Annotated in this window: 11 protein-coding genes; 7 read left to right on the top strand and 4 right to left on the bottom strand. The window is 57.8% G+C overall.

Annotated elements, in window-relative coordinates; translation table 11 throughout:
• Window positions 1–192 precede the first annotated feature (192 nt).
• From BLP65_RS04410 to BLP65_RS04390, 5 genes are all read left to right on the top strand, one after another.
• The gene (locus BLP65_RS04410) at window positions 193–2175 is read left to right on the top strand and encodes a hydantoinase/oxoprolinase family protein (RefSeq protein WP_092993007.1); all 1983 of its coding nucleotides are present in this window, start codon (window positions 193–195) and stop codon (window positions 2173–2175) included.
• 48 nt (window positions 2176–2223) lie between these two features.
• Complete coding sequence (locus tag BLP65_RS04405; protein ID WP_092993005.1) at window positions 2224–3405, top strand: DesA family fatty acid desaturase; 1182 nt, start codon at window positions 2224–2226, stop codon at window positions 3403–3405.
• A gap of 642 nt (window positions 3406–4047) precedes the next feature.
• Window positions 4048–4926, top strand: coding sequence for a hypothetical protein (locus BLP65_RS04400; RefSeq protein WP_092993003.1), 879 nt, complete (start codon window positions 4048–4050; stop codon window positions 4924–4926).
• 600 nt (window positions 4927–5526) lie between these two features.
• Window positions 5527–6918: a Shedu immune nuclease family protein gene (locus BLP65_RS04395; protein ID WP_092993001.1), complete on the top strand. Its 1392-nt coding sequence runs from the start codon at window positions 5527–5529 to the stop codon at window positions 6916–6918.
• Window positions 6919–7405: 487 nt separating this feature from the next.
• The gene (locus BLP65_RS04390) at window positions 7406–7849 is read left to right on the top strand and encodes a hypothetical protein (protein WP_092992999.1); all 444 of its coding nucleotides are present in this window, start codon (window positions 7406–7408) and stop codon (window positions 7847–7849) included.
• Window positions 7850–8373: 524 nt separating this feature from the next.
• Here the strand turns inward: BLP65_RS04390 and BLP65_RS04385 are convergent.
• Both BLP65_RS04385 and BLP65_RS04380 read right to left on the bottom strand, forming a co-directional pair.
• Window positions 8374–9354 (bottom strand): transposase, encoded by a 981-nt coding sequence (locus BLP65_RS04385; RefSeq protein ID WP_092992997.1) that lies wholly within the window; start codon window positions 9352–9354, stop codon window positions 8374–8376.
• A 137-nt stretch (window positions 9355–9491) separates the two neighbouring features.
• Window positions 9492–10319 (bottom strand): MipA/OmpV family protein, encoded by an 828-nt coding sequence (locus tag BLP65_RS04380; RefSeq protein WP_092992995.1) that lies wholly within the window; start codon window positions 10317–10319, stop codon window positions 9492–9494.
• Window positions 10320–10563: 244 nt separating this feature from the next.
• Between BLP65_RS04380 and BLP65_RS04375 the strand changes: the two genes are divergently transcribed.
• Complete coding sequence (locus tag BLP65_RS04375) at window positions 10564–11019, top strand: hypothetical protein (RefSeq protein WP_092992993.1); 456 nt, start codon at window positions 10564–10566, stop codon at window positions 11017–11019.
• A gap of 441 nt (window positions 11020–11460) precedes the next feature.
• Here the strand turns inward: BLP65_RS04375 and BLP65_RS04370 are convergent, their stop codons facing one another.
• The gene (locus BLP65_RS04370; protein ID WP_092993266.1) at window positions 11461–12765 is read right to left on the bottom strand and encodes a type II toxin-antitoxin system HipA family toxin; all 1305 of its coding nucleotides are present in this window, start codon (window positions 12763–12765) and stop codon (window positions 11461–11463) included.
• A complete protein-coding gene (locus tag BLP65_RS04365; protein WP_092993263.1) occupies window positions 12755–13087 on the bottom strand; it encodes a helix-turn-helix transcriptional regulator in 333 nt (110 codons plus the stop codon). The genes BLP65_RS04370 and BLP65_RS04365 overlap by 11 nt, the downstream gene beginning before the upstream one ends.
• A 495-nt stretch (window positions 13088–13582) precedes the next feature.
• On the opposite strand from BLP65_RS04365, the gene mrcB reads away from it, so the two are divergent.
• Complete coding sequence (mrcB, locus tag BLP65_RS04360) at window positions 13583–15877, top strand: penicillin-binding protein 1B (protein WP_092992991.1); 2295 nt, start codon at window positions 13583–13585, stop codon at window positions 15875–15877.
• Window positions 15878–15942 lie beyond the last annotated feature (65 nt).

Below are 15942 nucleotides of genomic sequence, written 5' to 3'. Positions count from 1 at the left end.
ACGAAAATCGCCGCGAGGGCGCGCCTCCTACCCGGCTGAGGCTCCGTGCCCGGCAGGAGGGCCGCCCCGGCGCGATGCTCTTCGTGACGAAAATCACGCCGGGGGCGCGCCCCCTGCCGGTCGGTACGGTGGTGATCGCACGGGGCCTCCGGCTAAACTACACGGCCTCTCCACAGACAGGATCATCCCACGATGGACCAGGCCTTGGGCAACCGTCTCCTGCTGGGTGTCGACACCGGCGGAACCTTCACCGATTTCGTCCTGCTCGATGGCGCAATCCTGAGGGTCCACAAGGTACTTTCCACACCCGCGGCGCCGGAGCGCGCCATTCTGCAGGGGATTGCGGAGCTGGGTATCGGTGAGGCGGATTTCCCGCGTCTGGTCGTGGTGCATGGCTCCACGGTGGCCACCAATGCGGTCCTGGAGGGAAAGGGGGTGCCTACCGTCTACATCACCAACCGTGGTCTGGGGGATGTGCTCACCATCGGCCGACAGGCACGGCAGGCCCTTTACGATCTGCAACCACCACCGGAGGCGCCGCCGGTGCCGGCGGAGTGGTGTCTGGAGACGGGCGGTCGTCTGGGTGCCGACGGTTCGGTAGTGGAGGAGCTGACCGATGCGGAACTGGCCGAACTGCAGCGCCGAATCGAGGCACTGGCCCCCGAAGCGGTGGCCATCAACCTGCTGTTCTCGTTCCTGGACGACCGCTTCGAACGGGCCGTGGAGGCCGCTATTCCAGAAGGCGTGTTTGTCTCCCGTTCCTCTGCCGTTCTGCCCGAGTATCGGGAGTATGAGCGGGGCATCGCCACCTGGCTGAATGCCTGGGTGGGTCCGCTGGTGCAGGGCTACCTGGAACGGCTGAAAAACAGCCTGCCCGGCGCGGGCCTTTCGGTCATGCAGAGCTCCGGCACCACCATCGAGTCGGCCCAGGCGGGCCGGCAGGCGGTGCACATGCTCCTCTCCGGGCCGGCCGGCGGCCTCGCCGGGGCCCGGCGGGTGGCCGCCCGCGCCGGCAGTGAACGCCTGCTGACCTTCGACATGGGCGGCACCTCCACCGATGTGGCGCTTATCGACGGCGAATTGAAGCTGACCACCGAGGGAAAAATCGGCCATTGGCCGGTTTCGGTGCCCATGGTCGACATGCACACCATCGGTGCCGGCGGCGGCTCCATTGCCTATGTGGATGCCGGCGGTCTGCTCCAGGTGGGTCCGGAATCCGCCGGTGCCGCCCCCGGGCCCGCCTGTTACGGACGAGGCGGCGAGCGCCCCACGGTCACCGATGCCAATCTCCTGCTGGGCCGCTTGCGCCCCGGGGCCTTTCTGGGCGGCGGCATGCAGCTGGATGTGGCGGCCGCGCGCGGGGCGATGGCGCGGGTCGCCAATCCCCTCGGCGTCCCGATCGGGGAGGCGGCCGAGGGCGTCCTTCGCATCGCCAATGAACACATGGCCCGCGCCCTGCGGGTGATGTCGGTGCAGCGCGGAGTCGATCCCCGCCAGTTGACGCTGACCTCGTTCGGCGGCGCCGGCGGACTGCACGTCTGTGCCCTGGCCGACGAACTCGGCATGACCCGCGCTCTGGTGCCGGTGCACGCCGGCGTGCTCTCGGCTTTGGGGATGCTGGTGGCACCGCGAGGGCGTCAGCTGTCGCACACCCTCCAGGGTCCACTGGACACGGTTCCGGAGTCCGCCATCGAAGAGGCCTTTCGGACTCTGGAGGCTGAGGGTGGCGCGGAACTGGCGGCCGAAGGAGTGGCGCGGGATTTACTCTCCATCGCTCCCAGCGTGGATCTGCGCTATGCGGGCCAATCCTATACCCTGAATGTGCCGTGGTCCGGGCGGGCCGCGGCCGCGGAGGCGTTCCATGATCGGCACCGGATGGCCTATGGTCACCGGCTCGACCTGCCGGTGGAACTGGTCAATGTCCGCCTCGGCCTCTTCGGCCCCGAGCCGGAGCTTGCGCTGGAGGGCGCCGGCAAAAACCTAGTGAGCTACTTGGATATTATCGAACTCTATGGTGTGATGGGCGAAGCGGAAGTCTGGCGCCGGGAGGACCTGGCGGCCGGACAGGTGGTGAAAGGTCCGGCCCTGGTGGTCGAAACCGTCGCCACCACCTATGTCGCCCCCCGCTGGCGCGCCCTGGTCGACCCGGTCGGCAATCTGTTTCTCGAGCGCTGATCGACGGCTATATTTGAAAGCAGTTCGGTTTTTCCGAGGTACCCGCCCATGAATAACGGATTTCTCGATCTGTCGCCCTGGGCGACAGTGGCCTACACGCTGCTCCTCACCCATATCACCATCGCGGCCGTCACCATCTTCCTGCATCGGCACCAGGCGCACCGTGCCCTGACGCTGAACCCGGTGGTGAGCCACTTTTTCCGCTTCTGGCTCTGGCTGACCACCGGCATGATCACCCGGGAGTGGATAGCGGTGCACCGCAAGCACCACGCCAAGTGCGAATCCGATGAGGACCCCCACAGCCCGCAGGTCCTGGGGCTGCGCAAGGTGCTATGGCGAGGGGCCGGGCTCTATCGCCGGGAGGCCTCGCGTGAGGATACGCGGGAGCAGTACGGCAAAGGCGCGCCCGATGACTGGATCGAGAGGCACCTCTACACGCCTTACAACTTCGTCGGCATCGTGCTGATGCTGGTGATCAATCTGGCCCTGCTGGGGCCGGTGGGCGTCGCGGTCTGGGTCGTACAGATGGTGTGGATCCCATTTTGGGCGGCGGGGGTTATCAACGGCGTGGGGCACTATGTCGGCTACCGCAAGTTCCAGACCCCGGACGCCTCCACCAATATCGTGCCGTGGGGAATCGTGATCGGCGGCGAAGAGCTCCACAATAATCACCACGCCTTCCCCAATTCGGCCAGGTTCTCCTCCCGCTGGTGGGAGTTCGACCTCGGCTGGTTCTATATCCGCCTGCTCTCCCTTCTGCGACTGGCCCGCATAAAGCGGGTAGCGCCCAGACCTGCGAAGCTGGTGTCCGGCGAAGGGGATATCGATGCCGAGGCGGTTCGGGCGGTGATCAACGCCCGCTACCAGGTCCTGGCACAATTCGGGCGCGACGTCCTGAAGCGGATCTATCGGGAAGAGCTGCGCCGCCGAAAAAACGACCGCAGTCTGAAGGCGCGTTTTCGCAAGGCACGTGGCCTGCTGTTGCGCGAAGAGCGCCTGTTGGACGAAGGTTCCCAAAGGACCCTGCAGCAGGTATTCGAAGAGAGCCAGGCCCTGAAGACCGCCTATCAGTTCCGCAAGCGGCTCCAGTCCATCTGGCAGTCGGCCGCCGGCCCCGACCAGGTCCGGACCGCCCTCCAGGAGTGGTGCCGACAGGCCGAGGCCACCGGCATAGAGGCGCTGCAACGCTTCGCCCGCCAGCTCGGGGGTTACCGGCTCAGGGACGCCTGAGCCGCATGATCACGTAGGGTGGATTAGCGGCGCCCCGGCACACACGTTGACGCCCCGCTCCGTGTGTGCGCCGCGTAATCCACCGCCTCCCCCTAAATCGCAACCCCACCCTGTAGGAGCGGCTCCCAGCCGCAATACCCCCCTTGCGATTCCCGCCCCTAACCGATAATGTCAGTCAAAACAGACGCCAGCGGAACATCAGGCGTCGGAACGAAGAACAGAACGGACATCGCCATGGAGGCCGCTCCCGGGCCCGATATCAGATCATCTACTGCACCGGCCGGCCAATGCCGACCAGGCTGCCGCCGTTGTGCCCTCAAAGCCGATGCCCTCCGGTCCGCCCGCTCAGTACACCGATTTCCTTCGCACACCCGCCAACGCGTCTGCCGGCTTTCGCACCGCCACAGGAACACGCCTCGGCGCGAACCACGTACTCGCTATCTCGGAATCCAGCGGTTACGCGGCTCACCGCCGCTTAACCGGATACGCGGTGAGCGACCGCCTATCCGTCCAAAGAAGATCGGTAGTATTCGGTGCAATTGGTTGGTTTGGCGAGGCTGTTCGACCACATCCGCGGTTGGTTGTTAATGGTTTAGGTGGTTTTGAGCCGCCGACATGTAGTTAAACGCTGAAGGAGGCAATGTGGAGTACCATCACCTAGACGATTTTATCGCTGAGCTTGAGGTGCTAGAAGGGTTCTTCACTGAGTTCGCGGCCTGCGAAGATGAAGTCCTTACCTTCGGGATGAGAAAGATTGCTAAATGGGAAAGTTACCAAAACGCAGCGCCGGGCCTGAAGATGTTTGAGACCAAGATGCATGAGTTTCTTGCCTTTCTGCGGCCTGTTGATAAAGGTCTGCACGAACGGGTCGCTACTTTGGTGTCTGGCTCCAATCTTATTGAGTCGATCGTTGGGGTGGAGGTTTCTTTGAGAATAGCAACCCAACGAAAAAGTTTGAGTTTCGGCGCAGAGTTGACCAGTAGTATTCTGTTTCAGCTACCGTATATTTCTAATTTTATTAGAAGGCGAAAGCTCTTCTCTGAGGAAGTGATTCCGATTCAAAGGCTTCTTGTGTCTATTGGTCGGCTTATCAGTCTAGTGCGGGTAGCGAAAGACACCTACATCCATCAGTGGAGCAGCGATAGCGACGTGTTTACGCCGTCGAACTTAGAAAATGAAAAAATTATTGGGTATATAGAGGCAGCTATAGATAGTGTTGAGGCAAATGCATTTTTACCGAAGGACGAAAAGAAGCAACTGAAAGAGTATTTGTCCAAGGCAAAAAGTGAGTTTGCGCAAGACAGACCGTCATGGAACAAAATTGTGGGCGCTCTTGTTATTGCTGCTGCGATAACGAGCGGAATTGCCGACTCTGACGGCGCGCTAGCAAATATCGACGCTGCGATCAAATACATATTGGGAACTTCTGTCGAGAAGCATATCCATAATCCCGTCCCTCTACTAAATGGTCCGCGGCAAAATAACCACGAGAGTAAGGCGCCAGAGGTGGTTGGGGTTTAACAAGTCCATGCACCCGAGCGCTGCAGTCGCTGCCGCTCCTGTCGCGTCGGGTTATGGCTGTCGTTAGAGCTATGGAAATAAATAGAAAAAATTTGGCGTTTATATTTCTCTTATCAATATTTAGCACGAATCTTTTCGCTGCTGAGTCGACGGAGCTTTCTGTTGACTCCAGCACGTGCTGGCTAAAAGAGCGGGGAGTATTAAGTAAAAAGAATCCCATATCTATTCAAGGCAAAAAAACTAAGAATGGCTGCCTAGCGTTTATCACTAATGATGTATTTGATAAGCGCTTCAAGTTCTGTATCTATAGCGGATTTGAAATGGCTGGTGGTGAAAATGCAGGATATTATGGGTGTTCATATTCGAGGGAAAAGGATAGTTATATGTTTAAAGCGTATATGAATTATGAAGATTTGACTAAAAAACCAGAATTAATATGCAAATTCATGTGCTACAACAAATAAGCTCTAACAAGGCGCTTGTTCGGACGCAAACTACGCTGCGCTTCGTTTGCGCCGCACAGCTTGGTCGTTGGGCGAAACGAGTCAGCGTGCGGTCCCGAGGCTGACCAGTTGGGGGAAGGACAATGGAAGGTGACTGATGGTTCGGTTAATAAGTCCTGGTGAAGCTCCTACGGGCGGAACCCTTTCAATCGAGGAGGTGCATCCGAACTGTGTTGAGGTATTCTACCTGCCGGAAGCGGAGAAGATCGCTCGCGCTAGGAGGCGCAACAAAGAACCCAGAGATTGTCGTGCGAAAATATTGCTTATCAGTGGTCAGGATCATTATCTAACAATATACCCTATTAACACGATCCCAGAGCATGATAATTTTTTGAAGAAAAAATACAAACAGGTCACCGCCATTACGCTCACGGGGTTTGAAGGTCCGGCGCCGGACAATGTCGACAACGTCTTGGGAATTCTTGAGGAGTTGCCCTCCGGGTTTGTTAAAGACTATGATTTTGGATTGGGCTTACAGAAGGACTATAGGTTCATTGTTGATGCTATAGAGGCTCTAACCGGCTGCAGCGAGATTGTCCTGACGGAAGAGCGGGGTACCGGCGTCGATGCAGATATGGCAGAAATGTTTTACATTGCCACGCGAGACTTTAACGAAGCGCGCCGATCAATCAACCGCACGACGTCGCGTGCCCAGCAAGCAGCGCGCGCTGTCAAGAGCGCCGAGACGTACAACCTATTTGCACAGAAGCTTGGTCAAAATTTAAAGCCAGTAACAGTCGGTCGTCATCCAGTTACTAAGCTGCTAACACGGTCCGCTCTGGGGGAAGTGGCCTTGGACGAGTCCGAGCAGGAGCAGTTGCTTAGCTCTCTTGCAACTCATAAAGAAACGATAGCCAGAGTGAAGCCGGACAAACTAGCGAGGCTTCACGATGATATTGAGCTGGTGACCTTGGAAGTTCTTATTGAGCGCTTTGACAGCATGCTCGACAAGAAGCATAAGGAAAGTGATTGGCAGAACTTTTTTAATGAGAATCCCTTTGTTCTGAGCATGGCGTTTGGGTACCCGATAGTAAAGGTGAAAGACCAAGCCTCTGTTGGGGGGCGGAAGCTGTCGGGTTCGGGGGACAAAATAACTGACTTCTTAGTTAAGAATAGCCTAACCAACAACACCGCTCTTTTTGAGATAAAGACTCCGCAGGCACCGCTACTGAGCAGTAGATCCTACCGTCAGGGTGTGTTTACCCCAGCGCCAGAGCTGTCGGGTTCGATTAATCAGGCTCTTGATCAGAGGTATCAGTTTCAGAGGCAGATATCCCAGATAAAGGACACCAGTCGTGTCTATGATATTGAGTCATATGCCGTACACAGCTGCCTCATTATTGGTAGAACGCCAAGTGAAGTGGATCGGCAGAAGTCCTTCGAGATGTTTCGAAGGAACTCAAAAGAGGTTCAGATAGTCACTTTTGATGAGCTACTTGAGAAACTTAAGCAGCTACATGATTTCTTAAGTGCCAAAGGCAGCGAATAAGGTTCGTCAGTAGGGCGTGTGGCCCAACTCCGAGTTCGAGGCGCATCTATCCCTTGATGGCAGTGCGGGTTTACAGAGTCTCAGAACTGGGCGAGGATGGCAATGGCTTGGGATGGGTGTCCGGGTAATACTGGTCCAAAGAAGATCGGTAGTATTCGGTGCAAATGATTGGTTTGGCGAGGGAACCTCACGGTGTCCGTGGTTAATTGTTTATGATCTAGACGGCATTGGGCCGCCTACTATAGTTATACCTCTGAAAGTGTGGTTATGGAGAAATATGAATGAATAAAATATTCATAATCGCCGCACTGTTGATAGCAGGAGCTATTGTATTTTCTCCAATAGCTCTTCATTCATATAAAATGAGTGAATGCATGGAAATCCAAATGAAAAGTATCGAAGGCTACGAAAGTCTAGGCGAACAATACGCGAGGGAAAGATGTTTTTCGTTAATTAATTCCGGCAATTAATAACTACGGTGTACGGAATGCAGGATATAAGAGGGGAATTAGAAACATATCAGAAAATTGATATCGCCATGGAATACCTTAATTTAGCTCTTCGGGAGTACATCAGCGATAAGAATATGTTTTCAGTTATACACTTAGCCGGTGCTGCTGAAGAATTACTGGGTAAAATTGTTTCTATCAATAAGAATGAAAGCGCGCTTGAGAGGGCGCGGCATTGGTTGCGAAGTTGGTATGGCATAATTGGAAAAGATACACCTCTAAATACTCATTTAAATAAGCACATATTAAATATAAAAAACGGTATTAAGCATATAAATGATTCGGGTGATCTAGAAATAGAGTTGGATCTCAATAGTGAGGCAAAAAAAGTCATACATCGTGCCATTGAAAACTTTAATCAAATACCCCAGCTTGACACTTCTGAGGAGCTCCTTGCCTACTACCAACATAAAAAAGTATAACGAATAAGGATAGGTCGCGCGAGTGAAGCGAGCCGCGACCTTATCCTGCAGTTGAACGTAAGTGGAAATAGAAATACCTGGACACCCATTGTAAGGAGAGGAAGGAAAAAGTTGCCGCGTGCCGTCGCGGGCCATTGGATTTTCATCGGATTCGAGGGTAGCGTAAGAAGGGGTCACATCCCTTGAGTGATCGGGGATACGGTATCGGATTACTGCAGCGTTCCGGGCGACAGCTCGGGCGTTATCGGCTCAGGGATGCCTGAGCGACCGGTCATGCTACCCCTGCTGCCGGAGGCGGTCTGCTTCCGGGGACGTTAAACATACCTGGACACCCATCGTAAGGAGAGGAAGGAAAAAGTCGCCGCGAGCGGTCGCGGGCCATTCGATTTTTCCCGGATTCGAGGGTAGGGCGTGCGTAAATCGGACCTGATCGGAACAATTTTGGGCCAGCAGCCGAACTCGGTGCGAGCGAAATTCGCGGGTTTGGTGATCCGCGGCGGAATAGCACGACAGTAAAGAAGGGGCTACGCCAGCAGTGTTCGGCAGGCGCCAATCCCGGGTGTTCGTCGGTAGCCGAGTTGCTGGCAGGCCTGCTTGAGGTTGTGGGCCTCGCCCACCAATCCCTTGAAGGGGCTCTCAAACTGAGTCGTCAGATAACCCCATTGCTTGGGATCGATCGCCAGGCGCTGGAGGATGGACGGGAGGTGTTCGGGGATGGCACCGCGCTTGCCCTCGTGGATAAGCCGTCCGGTGAAGTCCACCAGGTCCAGGTAGTCGGTGAGGCGAAAGGGCAAGCCCTTGGGCATCGGCTCGCGCGGGTTCCCCGCGAAGGGCAGAAGGCGGGCCGGCTGTGATGGAGTCTCATTGGGATGCTCCGCTTGCGTTGCCGCGGCGGCTCGCTCCTGAACGGAGGTGAAGTCAGACGCCTCTGGCGTCTGTGCCATCTGCGCTCGGACCGGATTGAGGTCTACGTAGGCCAGACAGGCCGCCAGCGCTTTCTCATCGAGCAGCGCCTGGGATTTGAAACGGCCGGTACAGTTATCTTCCTCATTTGCCTTGCGGGCGATCTCCTCGTTCAGACAGCGCATGAACCAGCTGATGTCCGCCAGCCGCGAACGCCATAGCTCCGCGAAGGTATCGACGACGCGCAGTTCCGCAGGGAGAAGCGTTTCCCCGCGTTCAAAACGACGGGTCAGCTCATTCCCGGAGAACAGCGCATGCCAGCGGTGAAGGACCTCTGCGATATTCCATCCCTGAGCGGCCTCGCGGTCGACGTGCAGAACGAGATGGTAGTGATTGGAAAGGATGGCATAGGCACATACGTCCAGGGCGAAGAGTTCGGAAAGCTGAAACAAGCGTTCCCGAATCCAGTCGCGGCGGTGCTCAAAGTTGTGGCCTGAGGTGGCGTCTTCACCACAAAGAAAGGCACGGCGGACGCAGCGGGCGACGCAATGGTAGTAGGGAGTGGCCTCGAGCGAGACGAGGGCTTTCCTTGGTTTGGGCATGGCATCTATTCCTTGATGGCACTGCGGGTTTACAGACTCTCAGAACTGGGCGAGGATGGCAATGGCTTGGGATGGGTGTCCGGGTAATGCTCTTCTGTCGCGCTGCCCTCGCCGCCTCAAGCTGGCCGTTAGGCGGTCTAGAATACGTAAATAAATCCGGCGCCTACTTCGGCTTCATAGTTGTTGCGTGCGATTGGGCTATCCTCAATGTCGCTACTATACCGCTCATATACCGCCTCGCCGAAAATCTGCCAATTCTCGTTAATATAATGACGATAATTGTAATTGGCCCCAACCGAGCGAAATCCTCCACTCAGATTGGTCTCATTCAGTCCCGATGCAGCTGACTGCTCTGCGTCTATACCAAAATCTTTATTGGCAAAATCGCTATCGTGAAATACCACAGCGATAGCAATTTCATGACCGGTTCCGTCGTTCTGGTCGCCGAAGCGGCGCCCCACTCCAAAAAGACCAAGACTTCCGTTATCACCGGTTACAACTCGACCATCCAGCCAATAACGCCAATCGGCATCAAAAGCACGACGTACTTGCAGCACGAGTTCAGCATCCTCATCTCGATCACCGAGACCATCCAAACGACCGTCATCGGAATCACTTTCTTCACGACCCTCATCGAGACCCACCGCGGCCTCGAATAGCCACGTACTAGAACGAAGACCACGCCACCCCAGCGCCTCACCCGCCCAGAAGAAAATATCATCACCGCTGCGCCATTGTACCGCACCAGCAGGATCGACTTCGAAGTCGTATTCATCCGACCCTTCGTACGCAGATTCGTACTCAACACCCAGGCCCAGGCCGAAGCTCCAGCCATCATTACCCCTCGTGAAGTCCTCGACTGAGGGTAAAGGCACCAAAGCTGTTTTTCCGTCCTCTGCTAATGCTGTTTGAAAGAAGAGACCATGTATGATCACCGCCAACACTGAACCAATAAGCTTTTTCATTTAGGCTCCCTCCTGATATGTCGGTATCGAACAATTTTCCAGAGTATAGGGACAATTTTGGGTCAGCAGCAGAACTCGGTGCGAGCGAAATTCGCGGGTCTGGCGATCCGCGGCGGACTATGTCCGGGTAATGCTGGTGTTGAAGGACTTGAGCCGTGTGCGAGGAAACCCGCACGCACGGTCTTAGAGGGCGGGGGGGCCGGTAACGGTCTCCTTGCTACTCGGCGGCGGCGGGAGACAAAACATGGACAATCTTTCGATAGAACGAATCATCGCTTTAGCTTCGGTCTTTTTCCTTTTGTTCATCTCAAGCGGCGCTATTGCCGCCGAAAACGGCGAGTGTCAGGCTGAGTTGGCTGGGATCTACAAAGAGATCGTTGAAGATCAAGCACGAGGCGATATCGATGCTTTCCTGAAGAAGTCTGGCGGTACGGGAAGAGCCCTTCTCGAAATGCGCCTGAATGAACGCCCTGAACTACGCTCGGGCTTGATCGACAGTTGGCGCGAAGAGGCAGAATACGCACAGAGGTTTCGGGTTAGTGACATGTATGTTTCTCCGAACTGCCTAACAGGCATTCTCGTTCTTGTGCCGAAATCTAGCCGAGGTGCCAACGAAACCTCGCCGATGCCTATTGCTGGAGAGGTTATCTTCGCCAACCATGGCGATTGGAAAATGATATTGCGGCTATGGAAGTTTTAGTGAGGTCGGAGAAAACCTTGTCATGAAGGGACTCGATCAGGAGCTGATCACGTTGAGAAGTGTTTGAGTGGGTTGGCTCCGTTATTGCGAGACTCATCGGGAATCAACTCCGTTGACCGACGGCGGCCCTAACGATCGGTGCCAGGCCACCCGCAAAAGCGGCGCCGAAGTTTCAGTAACAAGTATAGATAGGGTCCATAAATAGAATCAGAGTAACTTTTCTGGCCGGGATGACGGTTTGCCAAGCGCTGATCGTCTTGGCGGTTTCGGTATTCGCTTCGTGGCCACCGATATTCGTGACAAATGAGCGTCAATCTGCAACGCGTCGATGGGGCAGGCGTCGCAAGTAGGCCATGCCGGAGTAGCCGGTGTCGGCGTTTCCTTGCAATCGGTGTCCCGGTTGACTACCAAGTGCTGCGGTTCGGTCTATATCAGGTGGAGCTAACGGGAGCGTGCCGTATCGGCCATGGTCTTCAGGTGGCCCGCGTCGCCATCGAGGTCTTCAAAGGCGTACGGATTGAGGAATTGGCGGCCCCACAGGAACGCCCGATCCGTCACCGTGAGACCGGCTTCGACGCATACGGCATCCCAGTGATCGACGATGCTGGTGAGCTGGTGTTCCACGATGGCAATGGCCTCGGCGCGAGACAGCAGAAAATGTGCCGACGCATTCAGACAGGACGAGACCCGGCTCATGCGATCGTCACCGGCAATCAGCATGGCTTGAGTGGCTTCGTTGCCGGTCCGGCTTTGCGGACAGATATCGTAGGCCGGGGTCAGGTGAAGCGTTTGCCCGTCCCAGAAGGCCGCGTGATTCCGCGCATGATCGTCGGTATTGCCGCACAGGATGTTGAAGACGAGCCGTGAATAGAGTTCGCGCAGGGTGGCGGACGCATCGGTGAAACGGTGGCGGACGAGTTCCGCGAGGTCTTGGTAGCTGGCATAACGCGCCATCATTTCATCGAGCGCCAGCATGGTGAGCGCGGAAACCATGATCTTGCGCTGCCACCCGGCCCCGGAAGGCACGCGGTCGAAGCGCTCAATCAGAAGCACGTCTTTGTGCAGGGAGTTGGTGAGCGACACGCTCGCCACATTCAGCCCGGCCAGGGCGGCCAGGCGCATGGCGACGAACTCCGCCTTGACGACACTGTAGAGGTCGGTCGTCGAGGAAAACTTCGCAATATACTGCTTGTCGTCGTCATCGACCTGCGCCTTGGGGCGCGCACCGCCGATGGAGGTGCCGTGCTGGAGCGCCTGATCGAGTTCCGGGCTCAGCGGCATGCCCATTTCGACAAACTCGGCGGCTTGCGCAAGCTGATCGAGAGAGGCGTTCTCCGATCCTCTCGGCACGTACTCGGTGGCCGAGTGCTGAAAATCGAAGGCGCCGATCCGGTTCGAACCGGATTCCAGTAGATAGGTCAGCTCGTCGAGCTGGGCCGTGTCCGCCTTCGCCCCTCTGGTGCCGAGCTTTCTATTGATGATGACGCGCCGGCCCCAGGCATCCGGCGAGCCGTCACGGATGCAGGCCGGCATGCTCAAGCCCGGCAGCAGGGGAATGAGCCCCGGTCGCAGAGGCAACTCGGGGTCATAGAGGGGGATGGCGTTTTCCCGGGCAAGATAGCTCTTGCCGTAATTGAAAATCAGGTGCTCGCCTTCAGCGGATAGCTTGCCCGCCACGACCGGCTCGACGGCACCGGGCAGCCATACCCAGACAAAGGCTTCGCTGTACCGTCCCTCAGAACTCATCATCTACCGGCTTTCCGCGATTGCGCACGGCACCCGGCAACAAGGCCAGCTTGTCGTCCGTACGGGTGATGTGCATGGCCAGCGAGGCGCGCTCCTCATCGAACAAGGTAACGCCGACCAACGCCGCCACCTCGAACACCAGCCCGATGGCAACGCCCATGTCCCCCTTTTCGATCTTCTGGAGCGTCGCCCGCGAGATACCGGCGCGGTCGGCCAGCTCGTGCTCGGTCCACCTGCGCTGCTTGCGCCCGAGGCGGATTTGCTTGGCCAGCAAGGTCACGGCTTCGCGTGTGTACCGGGAATAGGTTCTCTCTTTTGCCATCCAGCTCGCCCCAAATTGATCGATATGATGACCATCAGGCCACTTCATGCCTATTAAACTATCCATTCATTTGGACGGCTCGTCAAGCATAATGACCACGACAACAGGCGTGAAGGCCATTAATGACCATCAATCTGGTCATTTCCTGTCCCGTTCGGCTCTTCCAGCGGCAGCCCGGCGGCCGACTCTGCAAGCACGCGCATTTGCCTTGGAGCAGCGATCTGTTCGGCGCCGTAGCTCTTCCTCAGTGTTGGCGCTCGGTACCCTGGTACTGATCATCCTGAACCACCCTCTCTCCGGAGAAAGCTCCGCTCCCTTTGGTGGATAGCGTCTGGTGATCGGCGCAGGTCGCGGCGCCCCCATGGTAGTTTTTGGCCACTTGCGGGACTAACAACACAGCAAAAGCGCCCGGTTTCGGGCAAAATCGCGTATCCCACTGACGGGAGAAACCCGCCAGGTGCGGTTTTCTGCGTTTCTCTGACACAGGTGGCGGTAGTGGCCCGGAAACAGAAAAAGAAGACTTCGAAAAAGAAAGGTGTATTGCGTCGACTTGCCGAGAACCGGTGGTTCCATCTGGGCCTGCTGGCCGTTTTCTTGGTGGGGGCGGTATTCGTGGCCTGGCTCGATTACCGGGTCCGTGACCAGTTCGAGGGGCGCCGTTTCGCGCTGCCGGCCCGGGTCTACGCCCGCCCCCTGGAGCTCTTTCCCGGCGCCAGGGTGAGCGCCGATACGTTTGTCAAAGAGCTGCAACAGGTCGGCTATCGGGAGGGGCTGCGCGGCCAGCAGCCCGGGCGCTTCGAGCGCCGCGGTGACGACTTCCGGCTGGTCACCCGACCGCTCACCTTCTGGGACGGCCCCCAGCCTTCGCTGTCGCTGCAGGTCTCCTTTGGTGACCATGGCGTGCGAGAACTCTCCGGCGCCGGCGGGCCCCTGAACCTGGTGCGGCTCGATCCCGAGTACATCGGTGGTATATACCCGGCCCACAACGAAGATCGTGTGCTGGTGAGGCTGGACGGTGTGCCGAAGGCACTGGTCAACGCGCTGCTTGCGGTCGAAGACCGCAAATTCTATTTGCATCGGGGTATCGACCCGATGGCTATGGCGCGGGCATTGGTGAGCACGCTTTCGGGGAGAGGCGTGCAGGGGGGGAGCACCATCACCCAGCAGCTGGTAAAAAACTTTTTCCTGACACCGGAGCGCACCCTGCGCCGAAAGTTCACCGAAATGGTGATGGCCCTGCTGCTGGAGGTGCACTACGAGAAAAACGACATCCTCGAAACGTACATCAACGAGGTCTATCTGGGGCAGGATCGCAACCGTGCGATCCATGGCTTCGGGCTCGGAGCGCAATTCTATTTTGGTGAGCAGCTCCGGAACCTGAGCCTCGCCGAGTCGGCGCTGCTGGTGGGGATGGTAAAGGGACCCTCCTGGTACGACCCCCATCGCCAACCCGAACGAGCCTTGAAGCGACGCAATCTTACCCTGACGCTGATGCGCCAGCAGGGCTTCATTTCCGATGAGCAGTACCTGCAGGCCAGCGCAGCGCCGCTCGGCATCATCGACAAGCCGGCCATGGGGACCACCCGCTATCCGGCCTTTCTGGATCTGGTACGCCGACAGCTGTCCCGTGACTACCGCGATTCGGACCTGCAGTCGGAAGGGCTGCAGATCTTCACCACCCTTGACCCCCGGGTGCAGGCCGTCGCCGAGCATGCGCTCACCAGCCGTCTCAACCGGCTGGACAGCAGCCCGGACCAGAAGCTGCAAGGGGCCGTGATCGTGACCGACACGCAGAACGGGGAGGTTCAGGCACTGGTGGGCGGTCGCGACCCGCGTTTCCCCGGTTTCAACCGGGCCTTGGACTCCAACCGGCCCGTCGGTTCGGTGCTGAAGCCAGCCATCTATCTGACGGCGCTCTCTGATCCTTCCCGCTATACCCTGGCCACGCTGCTGGATGACGAACCGCTGCTCTGGAAGGAAGCCGGCCGTCCGGACTGGTCGCCCAACAACTACGACCGCCAGAGTCACGGACAGGTGCCCCTCTGGCGGGCGCTTGCCGAGTCCTATAACATCGCCGCCGCCCGCCTCGGTCGCGAAGTCGGCGTACCCGAGGTGCTCGACACGGCCCGCAAGCTTGGCGTCCAGCGGGATCTGCCGCCTTATGCATCCACGCTGCTGGGGGCCGTCGCACTGTCGCCTCTGGAGGTCGCCCAGATGTATCAGACCCTTGCCAGCGGCGGATTCCGGGTGCCGCTCCGGGCCATCCGTGAAGTATTGACCCCGAACGGCAAGCCGCTGCAGCGCTATCCACTGGCTGTGGAACAGGTGGTGGATCCGGCGTCGGCCTACCTGGTTACGGCGGCTTTGCAGAGCGTGGTTAAGGAAGGGACGGCGCAGGGTCTGCAGAGCCAGCTGCCCCGGGGGCTGTCGGTGGCAGGGAAAACCGGCACTACGGACGACATGCGGGATTCCTGGTTTGCCGGCTATAGCGGGGATCGGGTCGCGGTGGTATGGAACGGTTTCGATGATAATCGTCCGACTTCGCTCACCGGTGCCAGCGGTGCCATGAGGGTGTGGGGTGACTTGATGTCCCGTCTCGATGCCGAGCCGCTTTCGCTGCCACTACCCGATACCATGGAGCTGGTCTGGACCGAACCGGCTTCCGGACTGCGAGCCGATAGCGAGTGTCCCGGCGCGGTGGAGCTACCTTTTGTCCGTGGGTCCGCTCCCACCGAGCATGCTCCTTGTGCACGCTCCAAAGGCAACTGGTTCAAAAGACTTTTCCGCTGAGCCGCTTGGCGAACAATTTTTGTAGGGCGGACGCAGAGCAGCGGCCGTTCCGGAGCAAGGTGATT

Source organism: Thiohalomonas denitrificans, assembly GCF_900102855.1.
Classification (GTDB): Bacteria; Pseudomonadota; Gammaproteobacteria; order Thiohalomonadales; family Thiohalomonadaceae; genus Thiohalomonas; species Thiohalomonas denitrificans.
Note: the sequence above shows the minus strand (reverse complement) of the source record. Positions and strands in the feature narration are given on the sequence as shown.